Annotated in this window: 24 protein-coding genes; 8 read left to right on the top strand and 16 right to left on the bottom strand. The window is 68.6% G+C overall.

Going from position 1 to position 21,185, the window contains the following annotated elements; genetic code table 11:
- Positions 1-160: 160 nt before the first annotated feature.
- Together GQR16_RS02720 and GQR16_RS02715 are read left to right on the top strand one after the other, a co-directional pair.
- Complete coding sequence (locus GQR16_RS02720) at positions 161-1,777, top strand: coiled-coil domain-containing protein (RefSeq protein ID WP_157413649.1); 1,617 nt, start codon at positions 161-163, stop codon at positions 1,775-1,777.
- A gap of 32 nt (positions 1,778-1,809) precedes the next feature.
- Positions 1,810-2,874, top strand: coding sequence for an AI-2E family transporter (locus GQR16_RS02715; RefSeq protein ID WP_157413648.1), 1,065 nt, complete (start codon positions 1,810-1,812; stop codon positions 2,872-2,874).
- Between the two features lie 62 nt (positions 2,875-2,936).
- On the opposite strand, the gene GQR16_RS02710 is transcribed toward GQR16_RS02715, so the two are convergent.
- The 9 genes from GQR16_RS02710 to rpsB all read right to left on the bottom strand — a co-directional run bounded on the left by GQR16_RS02710 (position 2,937) and on the right by rpsB (position 9,653).
- Complete coding sequence (locus GQR16_RS02710) at positions 2,937-3,683, bottom strand: alpha/beta hydrolase (protein WP_157413647.1); 747 nt, start codon at positions 3,681-3,683, stop codon at positions 2,937-2,939.
- A complete protein-coding gene (locus tag GQR16_RS02705) occupies positions 3,680-3,988 on the bottom strand; it encodes a hypothetical protein (RefSeq protein WP_211373417.1) in 309 nt (102 codons plus the stop codon). Before GQR16_RS02705 ends, GQR16_RS02710 begins: the two co-directional genes overlap by 4 nt.
- Positions 3,989-4,090: 102 nt before the next feature.
- Positions 4,091-4,747 carry an aggregation-promoting factor C-terminal-like domain-containing protein gene (locus GQR16_RS02700; protein ID WP_246200448.1) on the bottom strand — a complete coding sequence of 219 codons (657 nt, stop codon included), beginning with the start codon at positions 4,745-4,747 and terminating at the stop codon, positions 4,091-4,093.
- Positions 4,748-4,809: 62 nt separating this feature from the next.
- Entirely contained in the window at positions 4,810-5,364 is a 555-nt protein-coding gene (locus GQR16_RS02695; protein ID WP_157413646.1) for a DivIVA domain-containing protein, read from the bottom strand.
- 20 nt (positions 5,365-5,384) lie between these two features.
- Positions 5,385-6,290: a phosphatidate cytidylyltransferase gene (locus GQR16_RS02690; protein WP_246200446.1), complete on the bottom strand. Its 906-nt coding sequence runs from the start codon at positions 6,288-6,290 to the stop codon at positions 5,385-5,387.
- A gap of 87 nt (positions 6,291-6,377) precedes the next feature.
- A complete protein-coding gene (gene frr, locus GQR16_RS02685) occupies positions 6,378-6,932 on the bottom strand; it encodes a ribosome recycling factor (RefSeq protein ID WP_157413644.1) in 555 nt (184 codons plus the stop codon).
- A 31-nt stretch (positions 6,933-6,963) separates the two neighbouring features.
- The gene (gene pyrH, locus GQR16_RS02680; protein WP_157413643.1) at positions 6,964-7,695 is read right to left on the bottom strand and encodes a UMP kinase; all 732 of its coding nucleotides are present in this window, start codon (positions 7,693-7,695) and stop codon (positions 6,964-6,966) included.
- Positions 7,696-7,865: 170 nt separating this feature from the next.
- The gene (gene tsf / locus GQR16_RS02675) at positions 7,866-8,690 is read right to left on the bottom strand and encodes a translation elongation factor Ts (RefSeq protein WP_157413642.1); all 825 of its coding nucleotides are present in this window, start codon (positions 8,688-8,690) and stop codon (positions 7,866-7,868) included.
- A 39-nt stretch (positions 8,691-8,729) separates the two neighbouring features.
- Positions 8,730-9,653, bottom strand: a complete 924-nt coding sequence (rpsB, locus tag GQR16_RS02670; RefSeq protein ID WP_157413641.1) for a 30S ribosomal protein S2 — start codon at positions 9,651-9,653, stop codon at positions 8,730-8,732.
- A 271-nt stretch (positions 9,654-9,924) separates the two neighbouring features.
- On the opposite strand from rpsB, the gene GQR16_RS19555 reads away from it, so the two are divergent.
- Positions 9,925-10,494 (top strand): M23 family metallopeptidase, encoded by a 570-nt coding sequence (locus GQR16_RS19555; protein ID WP_170298399.1) that lies wholly within the window; start codon positions 9,925-9,927, stop codon positions 10,492-10,494.
- 25 nt (positions 10,495-10,519) lie between these two features.
- Here the strand turns inward: GQR16_RS19555 and GQR16_RS02660 are convergent, their stop codons facing one another.
- The 3 genes from GQR16_RS02660 to GQR16_RS02650 form a co-directional block, all read right to left on the bottom strand.
- Positions 10,520-11,503: a tyrosine-type recombinase/integrase gene (locus tag GQR16_RS02660; RefSeq protein ID WP_157413979.1), complete on the bottom strand. Its 984-nt coding sequence runs from the start codon at positions 11,501-11,503 to the stop codon at positions 10,520-10,522.
- A gap of 61 nt (positions 11,504-11,564) precedes the next feature.
- Entirely contained in the window at positions 11,565-12,470 is a 906-nt protein-coding gene (locus GQR16_RS02655) for a metallophosphoesterase (protein WP_157413639.1), read from the bottom strand.
- 52 nt (positions 12,471-12,522) lie between these two features.
- Complete coding sequence (locus GQR16_RS02650) at positions 12,523-12,993, bottom strand: DNA-processing protein DprA (protein WP_157413638.1); 471 nt, start codon at positions 12,991-12,993, stop codon at positions 12,523-12,525.
- 32 nt (positions 12,994-13,025) lie between these two features.
- On the opposite strand from GQR16_RS02650, the gene GQR16_RS02645 reads away from it, so the two are divergent.
- The 3 genes from GQR16_RS02645 to GQR16_RS02635 all read left to right on the top strand — a co-directional run bounded on the left by GQR16_RS02645 (position 13,026) and on the right by GQR16_RS02635 (position 16,657).
- Positions 13,026-14,483, top strand: coding sequence for a recombinase family protein (locus tag GQR16_RS02645; protein WP_157413637.1), 1,458 nt, complete (start codon positions 13,026-13,028; stop codon positions 14,481-14,483).
- A 634-nt stretch (positions 14,484-15,117) separates the two neighbouring features.
- The gene (locus GQR16_RS02640) at positions 15,118-16,011 is read left to right on the top strand and encodes a P22 phage major capsid protein family protein (protein ID WP_157413636.1); all 894 of its coding nucleotides are present in this window, start codon (positions 15,118-15,120) and stop codon (positions 16,009-16,011) included.
- Positions 16,012-16,309: 298 nt separating this feature from the next.
- Positions 16,310-16,657, top strand: coding sequence for a hypothetical protein (locus tag GQR16_RS02635; protein ID WP_157413635.1), 348 nt, complete (start codon positions 16,310-16,312; stop codon positions 16,655-16,657).
- Here the strand turns inward: GQR16_RS02635 and GQR16_RS02630 are convergent.
- Positions 16,654-16,860, bottom strand: a complete 207-nt coding sequence (locus tag GQR16_RS02630) for a hypothetical protein (protein WP_157413634.1) — start codon at positions 16,858-16,860, stop codon at positions 16,654-16,656. The genes GQR16_RS02635 and GQR16_RS02630 overlap by 4 nt on opposite strands.
- Positions 16,861-16,884: 24 nt before the next feature.
- Complete coding sequence (locus GQR16_RS02625; protein ID WP_157413633.1) at positions 16,885-17,337, bottom strand: hypothetical protein; 453 nt, start codon at positions 17,335-17,337, stop codon at positions 16,885-16,887.
- Positions 17,338-17,491: 154 nt separating this feature from the next.
- Between GQR16_RS02625 and GQR16_RS02620 the strand changes: the two genes are divergently transcribed.
- Positions 17,492-17,830 carry a terminase gene (locus GQR16_RS02620; RefSeq protein ID WP_211373416.1) on the top strand — a complete coding sequence of 113 codons (339 nt, stop codon included), beginning with the start codon at positions 17,492-17,494 and terminating at the stop codon, positions 17,828-17,830.
- Between the two features lie 2 nt (positions 17,831-17,832).
- Complete coding sequence (locus GQR16_RS02615; protein ID WP_157413632.1) at positions 17,833-18,156, top strand: hypothetical protein; 324 nt, start codon at positions 17,833-17,835, stop codon at positions 18,154-18,156.
- 70 nt (positions 18,157-18,226) lie between these two features.
- Here GQR16_RS02615 and GQR16_RS02610 read toward each other — a convergent pair whose 3' ends face one another.
- Both GQR16_RS02610 and GQR16_RS02605 read right to left on the bottom strand, forming a co-directional pair.
- Complete coding sequence (locus GQR16_RS02610; protein WP_157413631.1) at positions 18,227-19,237, bottom strand: hypothetical protein; 1,011 nt, start codon at positions 19,235-19,237, stop codon at positions 18,227-18,229.
- A gap of 6 nt (positions 19,238-19,243) precedes the next feature.
- The gene (locus GQR16_RS02605) at positions 19,244-20,914 is read right to left on the bottom strand and encodes an N-6 DNA methylase (RefSeq protein WP_157413630.1); all 1,671 of its coding nucleotides are present in this window, start codon (positions 20,912-20,914) and stop codon (positions 19,244-19,246) included.
- Positions 20,915-21,185: the final 271 nt, after the last annotated feature.

The following is a 21,185-nucleotide window of genomic DNA, read 5'->3' as shown; positions in this document are numbered from 1 at the left end:
CATCAGCCTGTGAGTCGCCTCCGCCGCGACGCATCCCCGATCGACGCGTCTCACCGCGTCACCGTCGCCGAACCTGTACCCGAGTGCCCCGCACGCACCCGTAGAATCGTTGAATCCCGCACGAGCCCCCACGAACGCGGGACAGAGCCCGGAGGAAGAATTGGCCGTCGAAGAGACCGAGTTCACGCAGGTTTTCCGTGGATACGACAAAGAAGAAGTCGACAAGTCCATCAACGGACTTCGTCGTGACGTCATCACCGCGAACAACCAGCTGACCGAGCAGTCGAAAGAGAACAAGCGACTGCTCGCGCGCATCGAAGAGCTGAGCGCAGAGCTCGAAGAGGTCGGCAGCCCGACCTTCTCGGGCCTCGGCACCAAGCTCGAGAACACGCTGCGCGTCGCAGAAGAGCAGTCCACCCGCCTGATCGCCCAGGCCGACATCGACGCCGAGAAGCTGCGTCGCGCGGCCGACGACGAGGTGCACCTGCTCCGTTCCGACGCGAACGAGCTGGCCGAGCGCACGCTCACCGAAGCCCGCTCGCAGGCCGCACGCCTGCTCGAGAACGCGCGCTCCGAGGCCGACGACATGGTCTCGCGCGCCCACGAGTCCAGCGAGCAGCTGCGCAACGACGCTGCTCGGGATGCCGCGGCCATCCGCGGTGCGGCAGCCACCGAGGCCGCCGACCTCCGCTCGAGCGGCAAGCGCGATGCATCCGCAGCCGTCGCCGGCGCCGAGCGCAAGGCATCCGAGATCCTCGTCTCGGCGAACAACGAGGCCTCAGAGGCCCGTGCCACCGCCGCCGGCCTCACCCAAGAGACCGAGCAGACCCGTGCCGAGGTCGCGATCGAGCTCGACCGCGCCCGCGCCGAGCTCGCCAAGGAGACCGAGCAGGCCCGCATCGACCTCGCCTCCGAGACCGACCAGGCCCGCATCGACCTCGAGCGGGAGACCGCCGAGGCGCGCGCCGCCCTCGAGGCTGAGATCACCGAGCGTCGCGCAGCCCTCGTGCACGAACTCGAGCAGGCGCGCACCGACCTCGACCGCGAGCTCGCGACGAGCCGTGCCGAGCTCGAGCAGCAGCGCGAGCAGACGACCGTCGACCTCACCCGCGAGGCCGAGCTGGCCCGGGTGAAGCTGCAGAGCGAGCTCGACCGCCTTCGCGCCAAGCACGCGGCCGACCTCGAGCAGATGCGCGCCGACCTCCTGCTCGAGCAGGAGCAGGCGCGTGCCGACTTCGACGCCGAGTCCGAGCAGTCCCGCATCGACCTCGACAACCAGCTCACGTCGATGCGCAAGAAGACCACGCACGAGGTCAACCGCATGCGTCGTGAGATCGAGAAGGCGCACCTCGACCTCGAGGCCGAGCTCGCCGCCAAGCGCGACGAGGCCGAGCAGGAGCTGCTCGCCAGCCACCAGGAGGCGACCTCGCAGACGCAGAAGTTCCTCGAGGACGCCAACACCGAGCTCGCCGAGGCGACCGCACGCACGGCCGAGAGCCGCGCCGAGGCCGACCGACTCGAGACCGAGGTCCGCGGCGAGATCGCGAAGCTCCGCGACAAGGCCGACGAAGAGGCGCGCGAGCGCATCGCCGCCGCCCACACGCAGGCCCGCAAGCTCATCGCCGACGGCGAGGAGCGCACACGCGCCCTCGTCGCCGACGCAGAGGACCGGCTCTCGCAGATCAAGATCGAGCGCGATGCGGTGGCCGGCTACTTCGAGAGCCTGCGCGGAGTGCTCACGCAGGCCGAGCAGGTCGCTGCGGCCAGCCGCGGCTGACCCACCGCCAGTCGCGCAGTCGGCGAGGTTCGATGAAGATCCAGAACGCGTTCCGCATCGGCCTCGCCGGCACGCTCGGCGTCGGTGTGGGCATCGTGATCCTCTCGTCGATCGCGAGCCTGTCGACGGTGCTGACCTACGTCGGCGCCGCACTCTTCCTGGCCCTCGGCCTCGAGCCGGCCATCGGCTGGCTCGAGCGCCGGGGGCTTCCCCGTTGGGCGTCCATCCTCATCGTCATGACCGGGGTCGGGCTGCTCATCGCGGCGCTCGTGCTCGCGGTGGTGCCGATCGTCGTCGACCAGGTCGGCCAGCTCGTCGAGGAGATCCCGGCGATCGCACTGCGCGTGCAGTCCACCGACTGGGTCGAGGAGCTCTCCCAGCAGTTCCCGCAGGTCCCGATCGGCGACATCACCCGTCAGGTCACCGCGTCGATCACCGATTTCTTCACCAACCCCCAGCAGCTCAGCGAGCTCGCGGGCGGCGTGCTCCAGGTGGCGTTCGCCCTCGGAGCCGGCATCTTCGCGATCGTGATCGTGTTCATCCTCACGCTGTACTTCTCGGCCTCGCTGAGCGCGATGAAGCACACCGCGTACCAGCTCGTGCCCGCGTCACGTCGGGCCCGATTCGCCGATCTCACCGAGCAGATCACGCAGTCCGTCGGCCGCTACGTGCTCGGGCAGGCGAGCCTCGCCGCCTGCAACGGCGTCGCGAGCTTCATCTTCCTGTCGATCATCCAGGCGCCGTTCCCGGCGGTGCTCGCGTTCCTCGCCTTCGTGTTCTCGCTCGTGCCTCTCGTCGGCACGCTCTCGGCGTCGGTCATCATCGTGCTCGTCTGCCTGATCCCCGGACTCGGGTCGCCGTTGACGGCACTGGTCGCGGCGATCTACTACCTCGTCTACATGCAGGTCGAGGCATACGTGCTGAGCCCGCGCATCATGAACCGCGCCGTGCGGGTTCCCGGAGCCCTCGTCGTGATCGCCGCGCTGGCCGGCGGCACCCTGCTCGGTCTGCTCGGCGCACTCGTCGCGATCCCGGTCGCCGCATCGTTCCTGCTCATCATCAAGCAGGTCGTCATCCCTCGGCAGAACGAGCTCTGAGCGCACGCGCACGTGGCATCCGGCCGGATGTCACGTGGTGGCGCGATTGCGTCAGCGGCGGGTCACACGGCGTCGGCAGGCGGCCAGGTCGTCGGCAGGGGCAGCGCCGACGGGTTGACCGCGGCGACGATCTCGTCGAGCACGCGACGGGTCTGGCTCTCCCCCACCCACAGGTGCCGCCCGCCCTCGACGTCGATGCGGGCGATCTTCGGCGCGACCGCGAACCGCTCGGCCGCGGCATCCGGACGAAGGAAGTCGTCGAACTCGGGAATCAGCGCGACGACCGGCACCGTGACGTCGTTCCAGCGACGCAGTTCTTCGGCCGACGTGCGGTGGAGGGGCGGCGAGAGCAGGATCGCGCCGGCGATGTCGTGCTCGAGACCGTACTTGAGCGCGAGCTCGGTTCCGAACGACCAGCCGACCAGCCACGGGTTCGGCAGGCCGCGCTGGGCGACGAACGCCATCGCCGCCGCGACATCCTCTCGCTCCGAGATGCCCTCGCCGAACGAGCCGTCGCTCGTTCCGCGCGGAGAGGTGGTTCCGCGCGTGTTGAAGCGGAGCACGGCGAGGTTCGCCAGCGCCGGAAGTCGTGCCGCGGCCTTGCGGATGATGTGGGAGTCCATGAAGCCGCCGGCGGTGGGCAGCGGATGCAGCGTGACGAGCGTCGCGACCGGCTCGCCCCCGACCGGGGTCGCGAGCTCGCCGACCAGCGTGAGGCCGTCGGCCGTGTGCAGCCGAACCTCCTCGCGGACGGCCGGGAGTTCGACTGCGGCGCGGATCTCGACCGGCGCGGATTCAGGACTGCTCATCGGGTTCCGATCCTCCAACAGTGCTGATGCCAGTGACGCCGGGCCGAGAGGTCGGCCGCATCGCCCAGCACGCCGTCGGCGCGCCAGACGACGAGATGCGCGACACCCGGAGCGACGTCGAGCCCGCACGCGGGACACACGTAGCGCTTGACGGCCTGCGCCTCCGAGACGGGCTGCACGTTCCACTCCCGACCATCGCGCGACTCGGTGCGGCGCCAGCCAGCGCTCAGCCGATCGACGTCGAGTTCGGGGTGCGGTTCGCGAGCCTTCGCGGCGCGACCATGGGAACGGTTCGAGCGCGGCATGACCACAAGTCTAGGGTCGGATGCCGCATCCGCGGGTCAGCTCGGAGCCATCGCCGGGCCGAGCGGCCGGGCGCGTCGGCGCCGATCGCCAGGACCGGGCTCTCAGTACCACCCGATGGACTCGGAATGCGCCCACGCCCCGCACGGCGTGCCGTAGCGCCCCTGCACGTATCCGAGACCCCATTCGACCTGCGTGGCCGCGTTCGTCTCCCAGTCGGCGCCGGCGGAGGCCATCTTCGAGCCCGGGAGCGCCTGCGGGATGCCGTACGCGCCGCTGCCGGCGTTGTAGGCGTTGACCCGCCAGCCGGACTCCTTGTTCCAGAGCGCCACGAGGCAGTCGAACTCGGTGGTGGCCCATCCGCGAGCGGCGACGGCCGTCGCGGCATAGGCCTGCGCCGAACCGGGATCGGGCGTCACCGCGGGCGGTGCCCAGCCGCTGGAGGCGCTCGTGGATGCCGGCTCGACGTACGCGGGCTTCGCCTCGACGGCGTAGCTCTCCTTCGAGGCGTCGATCGTGTAGTCGCCGTCGACCTCGAGGGCCTGGATCGCGGCGCCGCCGAACCGGTCGACGGTCACCCTGTCGGGTGTGGCGGTGGCGCCCGCATTCGGGTCGACCAGGTTGATCGCGACGAAGCTCAGGGCTGCGCAGAACGCGAAGACGACCGTGACGCCCTGCTTGACGGCGCTGCGCGTGCCCGTCGCCGTACGAGCGGTGTTCGCGGGCGCTGCGCCCTGCTCGATGCCTGTATGCCTGCCCACGATTCGTCGAGTGTATCCGAGGTCCGCACGCTCGAGCGAACGGCGTCCTCGCGGCTGCCCGCTCAGCGGACGGCCTGCATGACGTCGACGACCGCGTCGAGCACGAGATCGACCTGCGACTCGCGGTATCCGCCGCGTTGCGTCGAGAAGACGACACTCCGGACGTCGTCGATCGAGATCGGCCAGCCGTCGCGGAAGTAGCGCGTGAGCTTCTCGGCGAACTTGTCGACGTCGCGCACGCGATACCCCAGTGCGAGCGGACTCATGCGGTCGAACCGGTGGCCCTCGGGCCTGGCGAGTCGGTTGGAGATCACCTGGGCCGTCGTTCGGGCCTCGGCCAGCCAGACCTCGTCGCCGTGCAGACGCGCGGCGACCTGGCGCTCCTCGATGGCGAACGCGTCTTCGAGTCGCTCCATGGCGGCATCGACGTCGGCCGTCGCGTACCCGCCCTTCTGCAGCGCGAACGCCGTGAGTCGGATGCGCTCGGAGTTCAGCGGCGGATCGGACGGGAGGGCGGAGCCGTCGTACGCGCGGCGAGCGATCTGGAGGAACTCGTCGACCTGATCGGCGTTGTAGCCGCGCTGAGGCTTGCGGGTGCGGGGGAAGGTGGAATCCACCGACCCATTATCTCCGAGCTTCACCCGAAGATGCGGAACGCCACGAACGCGACTGCCGCGGACGGCAGGATCGAATCGAGCCGGTCGAGGAATCCGCCGTGACCCGGCAGCCACGAGCTCATGTCCTTGATGCCGAGATCGCGCTTGACGAGCGATTCGGCGAGGTCGCCGAGCGTCGCCGTCAGGAAGATCGCGACACCGAAGATGAGTCCGAACCACCACGTGTTCTCGAGCATGAAGAGCGAGAGCAGCACGCCGGCGAGCACGCTGGCGAGAGCGCCTCCCGCGAAGCCCTCCCACGTCTTCTTCGGGCTGATGATCGGCGCCATCGGATGCTTGCCGAACATGAGTCCCGACGCGTACGCGCCGGTGTCGGCCGAGATCGCGACGATCACGAACGCGAGGGTCCACCACTCACCGCCGTCGGCCGCGGTGAGCACCACGGCGAAGGTCGCGAGGAAGGTGACGTACCCCTGCACGAAGGCGCCGGCACCCAGGTCGCGCAGCAGCATGCGCCCGGAGGTGCGCCGGCCCGCCGACAGCTGCTCGAAGAGCCGCCACGCCGAGACGAAGGCGACGCCGACGAGCACGGCGATGACCTGCCCGCCGGCGCCGCCGAAGTAGGCGAACGGCACGACGGCCACCGCTGCGACGACCGTCGGGATGCGGGGAACGTCGAATCGTCCCTTGCGAAGCGCCTGTGCGAGCTCGTAGCTCGCGAACCCGACGAGGGCGACGGCGAAGACCAGGAAGAGTTCCTTGATCACCAGCAGGCTCAGCAGCAGGGCTGCGCCGAACCCGAGTCCGATGAGGATCGCGAGGATCAGGTTGCGGCCCGTGCGGGCGTTGATCTTCTCCTGCGCCTGATCGAACTGCGCCTTCGAAGCCTCGAGCTGGCGCTCGATATCGACGCGCTTGGCATGCACCTGCGACCGGAACTCATCACGAGCGTTGCGGTCCCGCCCACCGGCGTCCGCATCGTCATGTTCAGGGACGCCCGACATCGTCTTCCCTCAGACCTCGAGGAGTTCGGCTTCCTTGCGCTTGAGCGCGTCGTCGATCGCGTCGATGTTCGACTTCGTGACCTGCTCGAGCTCCTTCTCGCCGCGGCCGACCTCGTCGTCTCCGACCTCGCCCTTCAGCGCGTCGAGGTCGTCCTTCGCCTTGCGGCGGATGTTGCGGACGGAGACCTTGGCGTCTTCGGCCTTGGACTTCACGATCTTGACGAACTCGCGCCGACGTTCCTCGGTGAGTTCGGGCAGGGTCACGCGAACGATGTTGCCGTCGTTCGTCGGGTTCGCGCCGAGGTTCGGGGTGTCGCGGATCGCCTGCTCGATGTCGCGGATGGCGCTCTTGTCGTAGGGCGTCACGACGAGCGTGCGGGCCTCGGGGTTCGCCAGCGACGCGAGCTGCGCGAGCGGGGTGGGGGTGCCGTAGTAGCTCACCAGGATCTTCTGGAAGAGCTGGGGGTTGGCACGGCCGGTGCGGACGGACGCGAAGTCGTCCTTGGCGACCTCGACCGCCTTCTGCATGCGTGCATTGGCATCGGACAGTACATCCGCGATCACGGGGGCTCCTTCGTTCGCTGCTCGGAACAGTCTATCGAGTGGTCGGGGTCTCGCTGTTGCTGACGATCGTGCCGAGGTCGGCGCCGAGGATCGCCGCCGTCACGTTGCCGCCCGGCTCCATGCCGAACACCTGCATCGGCATTCCGTTGTCCATGCACAGGCTGAACGCCGTCGAGTCGACCACCTTGAGGCCGCGCTGGAGCGCCTCATGGTAGGTGATCCGATCGATCTTGTGCGCATCGGGGTTCGTACGGGGGTCGTCGGAGTAGACGCCGTCGACGCCGTTCTTCGCGACGAGCACGACCTCGGCATCGATCTCGAGTGCGCGCTGCGCGGCCACGGTGTCGGTCGAGAAGTACGGCAGTCCGGCGCCGGCGCCGAAGATGACGACGCGGCCCTTCTCGAGGTGGCGCTCGGCGCGGCGCGGGATGTACGGCTCGGCGACCTGGGTCATCGAGATCGCGGACTGCACGCGCGTCTCGGCGCCGGCCTGCTCGAGGAAGTCCTGCAGGGCGAGCGAGTTCATGACCGTGCCGAGCATGCCCATGTAGTCGGCGCGCCCGCGGTCCATGCCGCGCTGCGAGAGCTCCGCGCCGCGGAAGAAGTTCCCGCCGCCGACCACGATCGCGATCTCGACCGTGCGGGCGGCATCGGCGATCTCGCGCGCGAGTGCGCTCACCACGTCGGGGTTCACGCCGAGCGCGCCTCCGCCGAACGCCTCGCCCGAGAGCTTGAGCATGACCCTGCGTCTACGTTCCGTCATCCCCGAACCGTTCCTTCCCCTTGGGAGTCAAAGTTAGTGCCTCCCGTGTCTTCGGCGCAGCGGCGCAACACGGGTCTTTCCGCGACGGATCCGTCGGCGGAGGTCCGGAGCAGTCCGGACACAGCAAAGGAGTCCGGATCGCGAGGCGATCCGGACTCCTTCACAACGACTTACGCCGTGGCCTTGAAGCGGGCGAACGACGACACCGTGATGCCTGCGTCTGCCAGAACCTTCTGGACCTGCTGCTTGTTGTCGCGAGCGTAGTCCTGCTCGAGCAGGGCGACCTGCTTGAAGAACGAGGTCAGTCGACCGTCGATGATCTTCGGCAGGGCCGCCTCGGGCTTGCCCTCGTTGCGGCTGATCTCGGTGACGATCTCGCGCTCCTTGTCGACGACGTCGGCCGGAACCTCGTCGCGCGTCAGGTACGTGGGGTCGAACATCGCGATGTGCTGCGCGATCGCACGGGCGGTCTCCGCGTCGTCTCCCGTGTAGGACACGACGACGCCGATCTGCGGCGGGAGGTCCTTCGAGGTCTTGTGCAGGTAAACCGCGAACTGGTCGCCCGGCAGCGTGACGGCGCGCGTGAGCGCGACCTTCTCGCCGAGGATGGCGGCCGACTCGTCGATGACCTCGCCGACGGTCTTGCCGTCGAGCGGCGCCGCGAGTGCGGCGTCGACATCGGCGGAACCGGCGGCGGCGACCGCGTCGAGGACGCGCTCCGACAGGGCGACGAACTTCTCGTTCTTCGCCACGAAGTCGGTCTCGCACGCGAGCTGGATCAGGGTGTAGCCCGCGGGCGACTCCTTGGCGGCGACGAGGCCCTCGCTGGTGGAGCGGTCGGCACGCTTCGCGTTGCCCTTCGCACCCTTGAGGCGGAGGATCTCAGTGGCCTTCTCGAGGTCGCCGTCGGCTTCCTCGAGCGCCTTCTTCGTGTCGACCATGCCCGTGCCGAGCTGCTCGCGCAGGGCCTTGATGTCGGCGATGCTGATTGCCATTTCCGGCATTCTCCTTTGAGTTGAAGTGGAGCGGCTGAATTACTCGGCAGCAGCCTCGGTGGCGGCCTCTTCGACGACCTCGACGGCCTCGGGAGCGGCAGCCTCTTCGACGACCTCTGCAGCCTCGACCTTGGCCTCGGCCTCGGTCTCGGCGACCTTCTCGGTCTCAGCGGAAGCCTGCTCGGGCGTGGTGGCGGAACCGGCCTGGAGGAGCTCCTGCTCCCACTCGGCGAGCGGCTCGACGGCCGAGACGTTGCCGGCCTCTTCAGGCTTCTGGTGGCGCTCGATGAGGCCCTCGGCAGCAGCGTCCGCGATGATGCGGGTCAGCAGCGCGACGGAACGGATCGCGTCGTCGTTGCCCGGGATCGGGTACTGGACCTCGTCGGGGTCGCAGTTGGTGTCGAGGATGCCGATGACGGGGATGCCGAGCTTCTTGGCCTCGTCGATCGCCAGGTGCTCCTTCTTGGTGTCGACCACCCAGAGCGCCGAAGGGGTCTTCGTCAGGTTGCGGATGCCGCCGAGCGACTTGTGCAGCTTGTCGAGCTCCCGCTTCTTGATGAGGAGCTCCTTCTTGGTGAAGCCGCTCGTGGTGCCCTCGAAGTCGAGCTCCTCGAGCTCCTTCATGCGCGCGAGGCGCTTGGAGACCGTCTGGAAGTTGGTGAGGAGGCCACCGAGCCAACGCTGGTTGACGTAGGGCTGGCCGACGCGGGTCGCCTGCTCGGCGATGGATTCCTGAGCCTGCTTCTTCGTGCCGACGAAGAGGACGGTGCCGCCGTGGGCGACCGTCTCGCGGACGAAGTCGTACGCCTTGTCGATGAAGGCGAGCGACTGCTGCAGGTCGATGATGTAGATGCCGGAACGCTCGGTGAAGATGAACCGCTTCATCTTCGGGTTCCAACGGCGGGTCTGGTGCCCGAAGTGCACGCCGCTGTCGAGCAGCTGGCGGATGGTGACGACGGCCATGAGCCGTACTCCTTTGTTCTCAGTTGACGCACCGACCGGCGGTCGGAGCCCTGGTGCCCGGCACGGCTCCGCCGCCTTCGCGCTCGTGAGAGCTGAAGTCGGACCGAGTGGAGTCGTCTGCCGAAATGGCACGCGTAGTCACCCCGACGCGCGGGGTGCTCTCGAAAGTCTAGCACCGGCACCGATCCTCCCCAACCCGGTGCCGGTCGTCGGGCACCCGGATGCCGATCGTCGCGCCGATCGCGAGCACGATGTCGCAGAGCATGTGGGGATGACCATCCCCCGACGTGCGGTGCGCACGAGACCCAGCTCCGCCTCCGGTCGATCGCGCCGAGCGCTCGATGCCGCGGTGCGCGTCGCAGTGGCGCTGACGCTGGCGGCCGCGATCGCCGTGCAGGGCGGAGGGGCCGCGGCCGCCGACCGGTTGCTCGTGCTGGCCGACTGGACCTGGCCGACGTCGCCGCCGATCCGCGTGCTGGCTCCGTTCCGCGCACCCGCGACCCCGTACGCCGCCGGTCATCGGGGCGTCGACCTGCGGGCCTCGCCCGGCGAGCCCGTCGCCGCGCCCGCCGACGGCGTGGTGTCGTTCGTCGGCATGGTCGCCGGCCGGCCGGTCGTCTCGATCGACCACGGCGACGGGCTCGTGAGCTCACTCGAGCCCGTCGAGGCGATCGCTGCAGAAGGCGAGAACGTCAGGGCGGGCGATCGGCTTGGGTCGGTCGGTTCCGGCGGTCACTGCGAGGATCGATGCGTGCATCTCGGCGTGCGCCTGGACGGCGAGTACGTCTCGCCGATGCGCTACCTCGGCGGGGTGCCGTGGGCGGTGCTGCTCCCCCGATGAAGCCGACGCGCAGTGCGAGGTCGGTTCAGGCCCGAGGGTGCGCCGTGCGGTAGCTCTGCTTCAGCCGTTCGGCCGAGACGTGCGTGTAGATCTGCGTGGTGCCGAGACTGGCATGCCCGAGGAACTCCTGCACCGCGCGCAGGTCGGCGCCGCCGTCGAGCAGATGCGTGGCAGCGGTGTGGCGCAGGGCGTGCGGCCCGCTCGGACCGGTGCCCGGGATCTCGGCGAGCATTCCCGCGACGAGACGGTGCACGCTGCGCACGCCCATGCGCGCACCGCGGGCACCGAGGAACACGGCCTCGGGCCGCGCCGGCCCGCGGCGATTCCCGACCCCCGCGATCTGGTCGTTCCGCTCGGTCGCCCCGCCCCGATCGAGTCGCTCGGTCGCCGCGGCGGCGATCGCAGGTCGCGCGTGCTCGACATACCGATCGATCGCCCGCGCGGCCGGCGCCCCGTAGGGCACGACGCGCTCCTTCGAGCCCTTGCCCATGACCCGCACCACTCGACGCTCCCGGTCGACGTCGGTCAGGTCGAGGCCGACGAGCTCGGAGACGCGCAGGGCCGATGCGTAGAGCAGTTCGATGATCGCGACATCCCGTTCGGCGATCGGATCGCCCTCACCGGCGCGCGCCTCGAGACGCGCGATGGCGGCCTCGAGCGCGGTCTGGGGCACGACCCTCGGCAGCGTTCGCAGCGCACGCGGCGCCTTGAGCCTGGCACCCTGGTCGATCTCGACGAGTCCTCGGCGGGCCAACCACGCGGTGAAGCCCCGAGCGGATGCCGCGCGCCGGGCGATGCTGGCTCGCGCGAGGTCGCGCTCGGTGGCCGCCCACAGCCAATCCCGCAGGAGCGCGAGGTCGATGCCGTCGGGGCCGCCGACCCCCCGCGACTCGGCGAAGGAGACGAGATCCGCGAGATCCGCCGCGTAGGCGGTGATCGTGTGCTCCGAGTACCCGCGCTCCGTCTTGACGTGCGCAAGGTAGTCCGCGAGGACGAGGTCGAGACTCATCACGCCTCCAGCGTGCTCTCATCCACGACGAACGCGCCCCGAGGCGCGCCCATGGCGCGAATCAGAATGGGCGTTTCCGTGAGAAGCGCTCGAGCCGTTCGGCCGGGCCGAGCGACTCGATCTCGTCGAGGAAGGGCGCATCGAATCCGGCGATCGCCGGATACGGGCCCACCGGAACGGTCGAGGTCACGACGTCGGTGTCGAAGAGGTGCACGAGGTTGAACGAGCGCCCGCCGTCGACGCCGACGAGTTCGCGATCGGGTGCCGAGACGTCCATCGTGTAGGCGGTCGCCCCGGCCACGGAGACCGGGATGCCGGCGAAGGTCCCGTTCGTGGCGTAGTGCAGGTGCCCTCCGAGGATCAGGCGCACGTCGCTGCCGCGGATCACGCCGGCGAGTTCGTCTTGACCTCGGAGTTCGAGCACGTCCATGAGCGCGATCGGCGTAGGGATCGGCGCGTGATGCAGCGCGAGCACCGTGCCGTGGTCGGCCGGCGTCGCGAGCACCGCTGCGAGCCATTCGAGGGTCGCGTCGTCGAGCGAGCCATGGTGATACCCGGGAACGGTGGAGTCGAGCGAGACGACCCGCACGCCTCCGACGTCGACCACGTGGTTCACCGGCGCATCGCCCGCCGGTGCCTCGTCGAGCAGGCCCACGCGGAACGCATCTCGCTCATCGTGGTTGCCCATGACCCACACGAGCACGGCGTCGGCGGCGTCGGCGAGCGGTTCGAGGACGGCGCGGACCCGTGTGTACGCATCGGGTTCGCCGAGGTCGGCGACGTCTCCGGTGACGACGATCGCGTCGAGGGCGGTGCCGAGCCGCGACAGCTGGGAGGCCGTCTGCGCGAGCGCCTCGACGGTGTCGGCCTTGCCGCCGAGCGGTGCACCGCCGTCGAGCAGGTGCGTGTCGCTGACATGCGCGATGACCTGCCTCGCTGCCGGATATCTGCCGAGCTGTACTCCCATGGGCACCTCCGTGCGAAAGCCTACGGCCTGCCCCTGTCACGACGGCGGAGCCTCACGTCGCCCGTCGACGACGGCGGACCCATCCGTCGACGCGGTACGCCACGACGTCGTCGAGTTGGAGCACCCCGAGCACCGCCATGACCTCACCGGCGCCGAGGCCGGCGCGACGCGCGAGGTCTGCGACGTCGCGCGGCGCGCGTGTGCTGAGCGCGTCGAGCACCCGAACCTCCTCGGGCGTGGCCTGCGGGGCGGAAGCCGCTCGGCCGCCGCCTGCCGCGGTCTCGGAACCGCCCCCGGTTTCGACCCGGCCGATCAGCTCGACCACCTGATCGGCGTTCACGACGCACACGGCGTCGAACTCCCGAAGCAGGCGGTGGCAGCCGGCCGATGCGGGACTCGTGACCGGACCGGGCAACGCCCCGAGCGGGCGTCCGAGGGTCGCGGCATGGCTCGCGGTGTTGAGCGAGCCCGACCGAGCCCCGGCCTCGAGGACGACGGTGGCGTCGCTCGCGGCGGCGATCAACCGATTCCGCTGTCAGAACCTAGGCTAAGTACATGACCCTTCGTGCCGCGATCTACGTACGTCAGTCCGTCAATCACGCCGAGGGTATCGACCGGGCCGTAGCTAGGTGCGAGCGCCTCGTAGAGGCCCGCGGCTGGACCCTCGTCGACACGTTCAAAGACAACGACGTCAGCGCCTCCAAGTCCCGAGCCTCGACTCGATGGGCCGATCTCCTCGACGAGATCTCGACCCGCCGCGTCAACGTCGTCGTCGGGATCGACGTCGATCGCCTCGTCCGCTCGATCCAAGATATCGGGACACTGATCGACCTCGGCGTCCGAGTGCTCACCGTCGACGGCGAGATCGACCTCACGACCGCAGACGGAGAATTCCGAGCGACGATGCTCGCGGCGATCGCCCGATTCGAGGTCCGGCGCAAGGGCGAGCGCCAGAAGCGAGCGAATGAGTATCGAGCGAGCACGGGCCGCCCCACGCCCGGACGCCGCCGGTACGGCTACGAGTCCGACGGAATTACCGCTCGCGAGTCCGAAGCGGCCGTAGTGCGTCGCATGTTCGCGCATATCGCTGACGGCGGTTCGATCCGGTCGATCGCTCTCGCGCTAAGGAACGAGGGCGTCGACCCGGCGCCCGGCCGCTCATGGTCGACCGGCCGCGTCCGCTACATCGTCCAGAACCCAACGTATGGCGGCTACGTCGTGCGGAAGGGCGAAGCCACCCCCTCGGATGTCGTCGCCGCGATCGTCGACCCTGAACTCGCCGCCGAGGCGCGGGCCGTGCTCGCAGACGAGAGCCGCCGCACGACGCCGGGCCCGACCCCGAGGCACCTTGGCTCGGGCATCGCGGCGTGCGGCGCGCCGGACTGCGCCGCCTTCCTGATGAACCTCGCGGGCGCGTACCGATGCAAGCTCGATTCTTCCCACCCGACGATCACGAAGGACCGCCTCGACACCCGGCTCCGGCGTGAGGTCGCTCGGGCCTTCCTTGAGCTCGGCGACGCCGTCGGCGGCGAGTCGGCGCCAAGCCGCCGGATCGCTCCGCTCGTCGAAGCCCTGACCCGGAACGAGGCCGCGGCGAAGGCAACCGTCGAGGATCGCGACGAGGGCCTCCTCCCGGCAGCTGCGGCCCGCGAGCGTCTCGTCGAACTCCGCTCCCAGCGCGAGGCGATCGAAGCGGATATCGAGGCCGCCCGCTCGGACCGTTCGGCGTCCGCCGTCCTCGCCGAAGCAGCGCGGGAGGCCCTCGCGGGCGTCCCGTCGTCGTTCTCGATGTCCGCCTACGCCGACATGGTCGACGCGGTCGCGTCCCGCTTCGCGGCGCTGGAGCTCGACCGTCAGCGCGAGGTAGTCCGCGCCCTTCTCGACGTCACGGTTCACCCCGGCCGGGACGCTCGTCGCGTCGAGGTCTGGCACCTTGCGGCGACCCGCCTCAACCCCGATTACGTCGACGCCGCGACGTTGGGGCTCGACGAGGAACTCGCCGACGTCGGCTGACCGCTCTCGCGCCCGTCTCCTGGCCCCTCCCGAGTGTTCTCGGCGAGGGGCTTCGTCGTACCGTGCCGCTGGCCCTCTTCTTCTACAAAGGCCCTGTGACGGATGTCTCCCGCCGTCGGCCCTCTTCTTCTACAGAGGCCCCATATGTAAACAGTGCTGGCCCTCTCCTACTTCAGAGGCCCTGTGACCAATGTCTGACCCCGGCAGGCCTCTATGCATATGTGCCCAAGAGGCGCACGTTTCTTCCGCCCCGCGGCCATCATGCCGCGCCTCCGCGAGCTGCGACCGTCCCCTTTCAACGGCCCCAGCTCGCACCCCGCGGCGTCCCTTCTGTGGTCGACGGGACGCCGCCCGGCGGCCCCGTCGCTCGTGCTCCTGTCGCGAGCGATGGGGCCCGCCTCACTTTGCTCCCGTCCTGCTCGCGCCTATCGCGACGCTGCCGACGGTCCGCCGAGGATCTCCTCGGCGCGGCGCTTCGTCACGCCTTCTCGCACCCGTTCAGGCAACGGGCCGCGGTTCGGCTACCGGAGCGCTTCCCATCGACTGACGCCGACCGGCAGGCTCCGGGATCGGCCGAGGTCCGCATAGATGCGACGGGACTCCACCACTCAACCCTCACCATTCAGGAGAGCCCATGCCTAACACCATCCTCACCGCTGACGAGATCGCGACGATCGGCGCGAAGCTTGTCGGAGCCGACCTCGGCCTCTCTAATCTCTTCAGCCGCGATGTCGCGGCCGACTTCGGCGGCGGCAAGGGCGAGACGATCCGCGTCCGCGTTCCCGGCGCTGTACCTTCGCGCGAGCGCGCCGCGGATGACACGACCACGCCGCTTGCTGTCGACACGATTTCCGAGCAGAGCATCTCGGTTGAGCTCTCGACTCTCGCCTACAGCAACGTCGCGATCTCAGTCGCCGATGCGGAGCTGAACCTCGTCGATTTCGCGAAGCAGGTCCTCTACCCTCAGACACGCTCGGTGACCCGAAAGGTCGAGACTGAGGCCGCCGCCGCGCTTCTCGCCACTCCGGCGACGACGCTGGCATACACCGCCGCGACCCCGGCGAAGCTGTTTACTCAGCTTCGGAAGACCCTCCGTGATCGCGGCGTCGACGCCGAGTCGAAGATCGTTGCCGTCGTGGGCTCCTCGGTCTACGCGGACATCCTCGACGCCCCTGTCGGCTCGGGCTTCGACTCGAACGGGACGACCGTCCGCGGGATCGAGATCCACGAGTCGAGCCGGGTCCCGGCGGACAACGTAGTCGCCTTCGTGAAGGAGGCCTTCTCGCTCGTCGTGCGCGCTCCCGAGCCCCCAGCCGGTGCGCCCTACGCGGCGAGCGTCCGCGCCGAGGGAGACTCGCCCTTCGCGCTGACGCACATTCAGGCGTTCGACGTCGCGACCGGCTCGGACCGCTCAATCGTCGAGGCCCTCGTCGCCGTCGCGCCGATGCCCCTCGCGGTCGACCGCGAGAACGGCGTCGTCGAGCTCGTGCCGCACGGCGGCGCGGTCCGCGTCGACACCGCGGCCTGAGCCGCTCACCATTCGGGCCCGCTCACGCTCTCAGAGCTGAGCGGGCCCCCTCCCCGTCCCTGATCTGTCTTGGAGGCCTCATGGCCGCGACTCACGTCCTTACGTGCTCGAACTGCCGATTCCCCTTCACCGCCGCGAACGCCTACGCGACGGCCTGCGGCCCAGTTTGTCGCCGGGCCGCGTTCCGAGCTCGCGATCGTTCCGCCCGCATGCTGGCGGCCGCCGCGTTCTTCGAGGGCGTGTAGACGCTCCAGCTCGTCGACGACCCAGACCTCTCTCCGTCCCGAAAGGACATACGATGCCCCGCTCTCGCCGTCTCTCTGCCCTCGTCCGCGCCGCCGTCGAGGCCGCCGCTCTCCCGCCTTCGGTCGACCGCCTCGACGAGGCGACCCGCGACCGCCTCGAAACCTTCGCGAAGCGTGAGGGCCTCTCCTTGACCGCGGCGCTCGCCGTCGTGCGTTCGGCGCAGTCGGCCGCGCGAACTGAGCTCCGGTCGGACGCGCGCGTCGAGCGGGCCGTCGAAACAGTCCTGGACCGACGTCGCCGAGGAATCGTCGGACTCGACTCCCCCGCGGATTCCAGTGCATCCGCGGCCTTCAACGAGATCACGATGCGGCGCGCCGACAAGCGCCCCGCCTCTGCCTAGTCGCTCAGCTCGGCGAGCTCCTCGGCGAGGACGCGATACTCCTCCGCATACGCGACGAGGAGGCCCGCCTTCACGGACCCCGGCGCTCCGGCCGCCTGCGCCTCGCTGAGCGCCTCGAAGGCGGCTCGCTGGGCGCTGACCTTCAGCGGCTCCTCGGGGGCGTGAGACGCGATCCGTCGGCGGATCTCCGCGCGGTCGATCATGCGATCCGCCAATCGAAACGCCCCTTACAGGCCAAGAACTCCGCCGAGCAGTTGCAACAAGATTCCGCCGACCGCCCAAAAGAGGCCAAGCGCAGCCGCACGGGTATCCTCGCGCGCCTTGTCCCGCTCCCTCGCGTCCTCGGCGCGGCCCAGAGCGTCAACGTCGTGGCGCAGGGCCTCGTCTGCGTCCTGCCGGGTGTCCGCCTCCAAGTCGAGACGCCGGTAGATCGCATCCAGCTCCGAGCGAATAGCAATGACGGCTTCCTCGGTCGTCTCGTTTGCGCTACCGACCCGCGCATAGACGTGCGACCGGACGCGGCCGACTGTGCCGGACACTGCCGCGGAGTTCGTCTTGCTCCGGTTCGTTAGCAACGACCGTCCGTCGGCAACGTCCCGCCATACGCGGAGCAGCGCGCGCCCCGCGAGGAAGAGGCCGATGCCCTCAACGAGGATCCCGAGCACTGTAAGCCACGCCATGCGATGACCATATCGACTGCCGCTGTCCCTTCAGTTCCGGCGAGGCGTGGGGAGGACCCCCCTCCCGCCCCTCCCTTCTAGCTCGGAGAGGCATAGCGCCACAGGCCGAGCCTGATCTGAAACGAATCGACCTACCCGAAAGGAACGACCTCCTATGTCCACGCCAACGCCCGCCGATCTCGGCGCATCTGGCTCGGCGCTCTGGGAGGAGCTGACCGACTTCGTCGTCTTCGACGTTCACGAGACGGCGCTCCTCCTGGAAGCCTGCCGCGTGCGCGATCGTCTCGACGCGCTGAACGCTGTCGTCTGTGCTGAAGGGGTCACCGTGAGCTCGCCACAAGGCGTAAAAGCCCATCCGGCCCTCGTCGAGGCGAGGGCTCAGGGCGTCGCCCTCTCGCGCCTCCTAGCCTCGCTGCGGATCCCCGACGAGAACGACGCTCGTCCCCAGCGCCGAGGCCGTGCTCGCGGCTCCTACGGCCTCCCGGCAGCCTGAGCATGGCGCGACGCATCGCCCGCGGCCTCGTCGATCACGCGGGCGAAGGCTGGAGTTCCCTCACTGCCGCCGAGGCCGCCGTCCGCGGTGTGGTGCTCAGGCTCGACGCACGCGAGGTCGCCGAGCTCGGCGTTTGCGGCGCGGCCGTGCTCGCGGCCGGGCGCGACCCGACCCTGACCCGCGCACGCCGCTTTGCGGCCGACTACTTCCTGACACTGCCGCTTACGACACGCGGGAGCTCCGCCGGATCGCGAAACTACTGGCGACTCTCCTCAACGATTTCTAACGCCGTTCCCCGTGCCATTCGTGCGTTCGGCGTGACGTGAACGTAACCTAAATGCCTCTACAGAACGGCCCCGCTTCACTCCGAAGCGGGGCCGTTTTGTCGTTTCTACGCTAGATCAGCGTGAGGCGCTCGGGTCCCTCGTCCTCCGGATCGATCCGCGAAGAGGGACTCGCGGACCGAGCCGGCGGCACTCGGTTCCCGTGCTCCTCCATGCGTTCCTTGATCTCACCCGCGATCTCGTCGAGAACCTCGTCAAGCGTCGTAACCCGACCAGCGGCGTCGACGGCCACAGACACAGGGACGTAGCGCCCAGCGGTATCGTCCGCCTTGAACGCATAGATGCCGACCCCGTCTGAATAGGTCGCTGTCAAGTTCTGTGCCTCACGGATCATGCGCTTGTACTGCTTCGACTCCTCGCCCTTGCCGGAGGTGTCTTCGAGGCGCGCCGCCCAGAGCGTGAAGACGCGAGGATCGGCCTTCTTCCGCCATGCATTCCAATGATGGATGCTTGTGCTCGCCTCGTGCCGCGCAAGCTTGAGATCGGTCGCCTGGAACTTGAGCTCCTTACGCCGATTCGACCAATCCGCGAGTCCGCCGCGCGGCTTACCACCCTTCACCCCCGGCGCACCGGTGAGCTTCGCCTCGCAACAAATCAAGGGGTCCCTGAGGACCGTTGTTCCCCGGTCCGGCCATGCAATGTCGATCTGATGCTCCTGAGAGAAGCCCTTGACTCGGCTCCTCGGGGCGAGCTTGCTCGTCGTCTTGTTGCCGAGGATCAGAGCCATGATCTCCGAGAACCAATTGCCCTTGCTTCGATAGAGTCCCTCGCCTGTCTCGTCCTTGTCGACCTTGCCGTCAACGCTGCGAGGGGTCCGCGGGATCACATGCTCGCGACGATACATGTCCATCGACCAGAGCAGATCGAGGAAGTCAACCTCGACTACGCGAAACTGGCGCACATTCTCATTCTGAATGCGCTCCTTGAGTTTCAGCAGCTTCTCGACCGGACTTCCGACGAGGGCTTCGACGCGCGCCTGATCGGCTGGGTCGCGGGATGCCTTCCTGGGATCGGTCGCCTCAGAGGCTGACTCGGCGGCGTCGTCAAGTGCGATATCGGTCACGAATGCTTATTCTCCACGGCTCATGCGTCGCGAGCGCAATTGCCGCGCCGCCTCCAGTAGCTCGGCGATCTCTTGCTCGGCGAGTCCGGCACCCGTGCCGAGGACCGCGGCGTCGACGCGCTTTGCTACCTCAGTCCATTCGCCCGCCGCGAGTTGACGATCCAGCTTCGCCTTAATCGGCTTCAGCTCGGCCCACGCTGCGGCGAGAATCTCTGGGCCGGGGACAGGAAGAGACGCCGCCTCCCGAGGCTCCATTTTGAGGATTCCGCCGCCGTATGAACGTCCGTTGATTTCAGCACCCAGCATCGTCGCCGAGTTCAGACATAGCAGCGGGAGCGCCGCCGCCGCCTCACCCGGCGCGAACGAATTCATGCGTAGGCCGTGCATTGAGTTGAGGAAGCCAACCTTGGCCGAGTTCGTAATGAGTCGCGGGTAATTGTGGCTCATGTAGGTAAAGAAGAGGTCCGGCGGAGCTGCAACCGGGGGACGCCACCACGGCGAACGAATCTGGCATTTGTACGCCTGATCGACGCCTTGCGCCTCGCCGTGAGCCGTGTACGACTGGCGCGCCTCGGAATCGTCTCTCGCGTCAGGACGGAACAACCACACGCGCTCACCGCGATCACGAAGCTCAACCCAGTCCTTCGCGGTGAAGTTCGCTGACCGGAAGTGGCGAGTGCCCGGCGGGCTAATCCGGACGAGCTGCTCCTCGGTTAGGCCATACTCGCTCCTCGTCTCTTCGGAGATCGCGAAGAACGAGTTCGCACCGGTCACCGCTCCGAGTTCGATCCGCCCGTAATCTCCGAGCGCCGTGAAGTGATTCGTCACGACCTCGCGGTAAAGACCACGCTGCTTCTTCGGAACGAGAATGTCCGTCCACTTCCCGGAAGTCGGAGGCGTGACGTTCGTGTGCATGTACGGCCGGATCTGCGCGAGATCCTCCGACGACTCGACGTGATAGAGCGAGAAGGCATCGCACCCGCCGCGCCCTTCGGCGAGCAGAAGCACGACGTCCGCAAGCGCATCTTCGAACTGGAGCCGCTCGAACAGAACGAGGCTGACGCGCTCAAACCGTGACCGAAGCCACGCGCGGATGGGTTCGGCATACCCGACAGTCAGCAACTCGGCCGGAAGCACCATTGCGAGTCGGCCGTCCGGTTTCAGGAAGCCCGCCGAGTGAACCAGACTTGCCGCCCACGACGACGCAAGCCCGCTCAGGCGGACGCCCTGCCGGAGCGCCGCCTCGACGGAGAGCCGTCGAGACAAGCCGACATGCTCCTGATAGCGGACGAACGGAGGGTTGCCAATCACGGCATCCACGAATGGGAGCGGCGCATCGAGCATGTCCGGCGTTTTCACCGCGAAGAAGTCAGACGCTATCAACGTCCCGTCGAGCTCTTCCTCTTCGAGAAGGGCGGACGCTTCAACCAGCGACCCCTCGTGTAGGTCCACTCCGTAGAGCTGCCGATCGAGATCCCCTGCCGTTCGACCGAGTCGCTTCAGCTCCTGGCCTGCCGCAATCAGGAAGACTGCTTCCCCGCACGTCGGGTCGAGGATGCTTGCCTCGGCGTCGCCACGAATCGCCCATTCAGCCAAGTGCTCCGCAATCGCGGGCGGCGTGAAGAACGCTCCGCGCGCCTTACGGAGGTCAGCAGAATCGCCGGGAAGTAGCTTCACTCTCTCACCCTAGATGCGACCGACGACACCACCGGACAGGCTCGCCAGCTGGGAGGCCCGGGCACCCGCTCAGCTTCTCGCGCGAGCGCCGGGCGGAGGAGGCCCGGGCCGCCGGAGTGACGAAGGTGACGAAAGTTCCGTCACTTACCATTCCCCCTCTAAGGCGTCTCTCTCTCAAGCGGAGAATAGGGAAGTGACGGAACTTTCGTCACTTCCGTCACCGCCGGGACTCAGCCCGCCTCAACCGAGCGCTCCCGCTCCCCACGGGGGC

The organism is Agromyces allii, from assembly GCF_009749385.1.
GTDB classification, from domain to species: Bacteria; Actinomycetota; Actinomycetes; order Actinomycetales; family Microbacteriaceae; genus Agromyces; species Agromyces allii.
Note: the sequence above shows the minus strand (reverse complement) of the source record. Positions and strands in the feature narration are given on the sequence as shown.

What these genes read in the sequence shown, in the direction of transcription:
- GQR16_RS02715 (WP_157413648.1), top strand. Translation starts at nt 1,810, where the DNA reads ATGAAGATCCAGAACGCGTTCCGCATCGGCCTCGCCGGCACGCTCGGC.
- GQR16_RS02710 (WP_157413647.1), bottom strand. Translation starts at nt 3,683, where the DNA reads ATGAGCAGTCCTGAATCCGCGCCGGTCGAGATCCGCGCCGCAGTCGAA.
- GQR16_RS02705 (WP_211373417.1), bottom strand. Translation starts at nt 3,988, where the DNA reads ATGCCGCGCTCGAACCGTTCCCATGGTCGCGCCGCGAAGGCTCGCGAA.
- pyrH (WP_157413643.1), bottom strand. Translation starts at nt 7,695, where the DNA reads ATGACGGAACGTAGACGCAGGGTCATGCTCAAGCTCTCGGGCGAGGCG.
- tsf (WP_157413642.1), bottom strand. Translation starts at nt 8,690, where the DNA reads ATGGCAATCAGCATCGCCGACATCAAGGCCCTGCGCGAGCAGCTCGGC.
- rpsB (WP_157413641.1), bottom strand. Translation starts at nt 9,653, where the DNA reads ATGGCCGTCGTCACCATCCGCCAGCTGCTCGACAGCGGCGTGCACTTC.
- GQR16_RS19555 (WP_170298399.1), top strand. Translation starts at nt 9,925, where the DNA reads ATGACCATCCCCCGACGTGCGGTGCGCACGAGACCCAGCTCCGCCTCC.
- GQR16_RS02660 (WP_157413979.1), bottom strand. Translation starts at nt 11,503, where the DNA reads ATGAGTCTCGACCTCGTCCTCGCGGACTACCTTGCGCACGTCAAGACG.
- GQR16_RS02655 (WP_157413639.1), bottom strand. Translation starts at nt 12,470, where the DNA reads ATGGGAGTACAGCTCGGCAGATATCCGGCAGCGAGGCAGGTCATCGCG.
- GQR16_RS02645 (WP_157413637.1), top strand. Translation starts at nt 13,026, where the DNA reads ATGACCCTTCGTGCCGCGATCTACGTACGTCAGTCCGTCAATCACGCC.
- GQR16_RS02640 (WP_157413636.1), top strand. Translation starts at nt 15,118, where the DNA reads ATGCCTAACACCATCCTCACCGCTGACGAGATCGCGACGATCGGCGCG.
- GQR16_RS02635 (WP_157413635.1), top strand. Translation starts at nt 16,310, where the DNA reads ATGCCCCGCTCTCGCCGTCTCTCTGCCCTCGTCCGCGCCGCCGTCGAG.
- GQR16_RS02630 (WP_157413634.1), bottom strand. Translation starts at nt 16,860, where the DNA reads ATGATCGACCGCGCGGAGATCCGCCGACGGATCGCGTCTCACGCCCCC.
- GQR16_RS02625 (WP_157413633.1), bottom strand. Translation starts at nt 17,337, where the DNA reads ATGGCGTGGCTTACAGTGCTCGGGATCCTCGTTGAGGGCATCGGCCTC.
- GQR16_RS02620 (WP_211373416.1), top strand. Translation starts at nt 17,492, where the DNA reads ATGTCCACGCCAACGCCCGCCGATCTCGGCGCATCTGGCTCGGCGCTC.
- GQR16_RS02615 (WP_157413632.1), top strand. Translation starts at nt 17,833, where the DNA reads ATGGCGCGACGCATCGCCCGCGGCCTCGTCGATCACGCGGGCGAAGGC.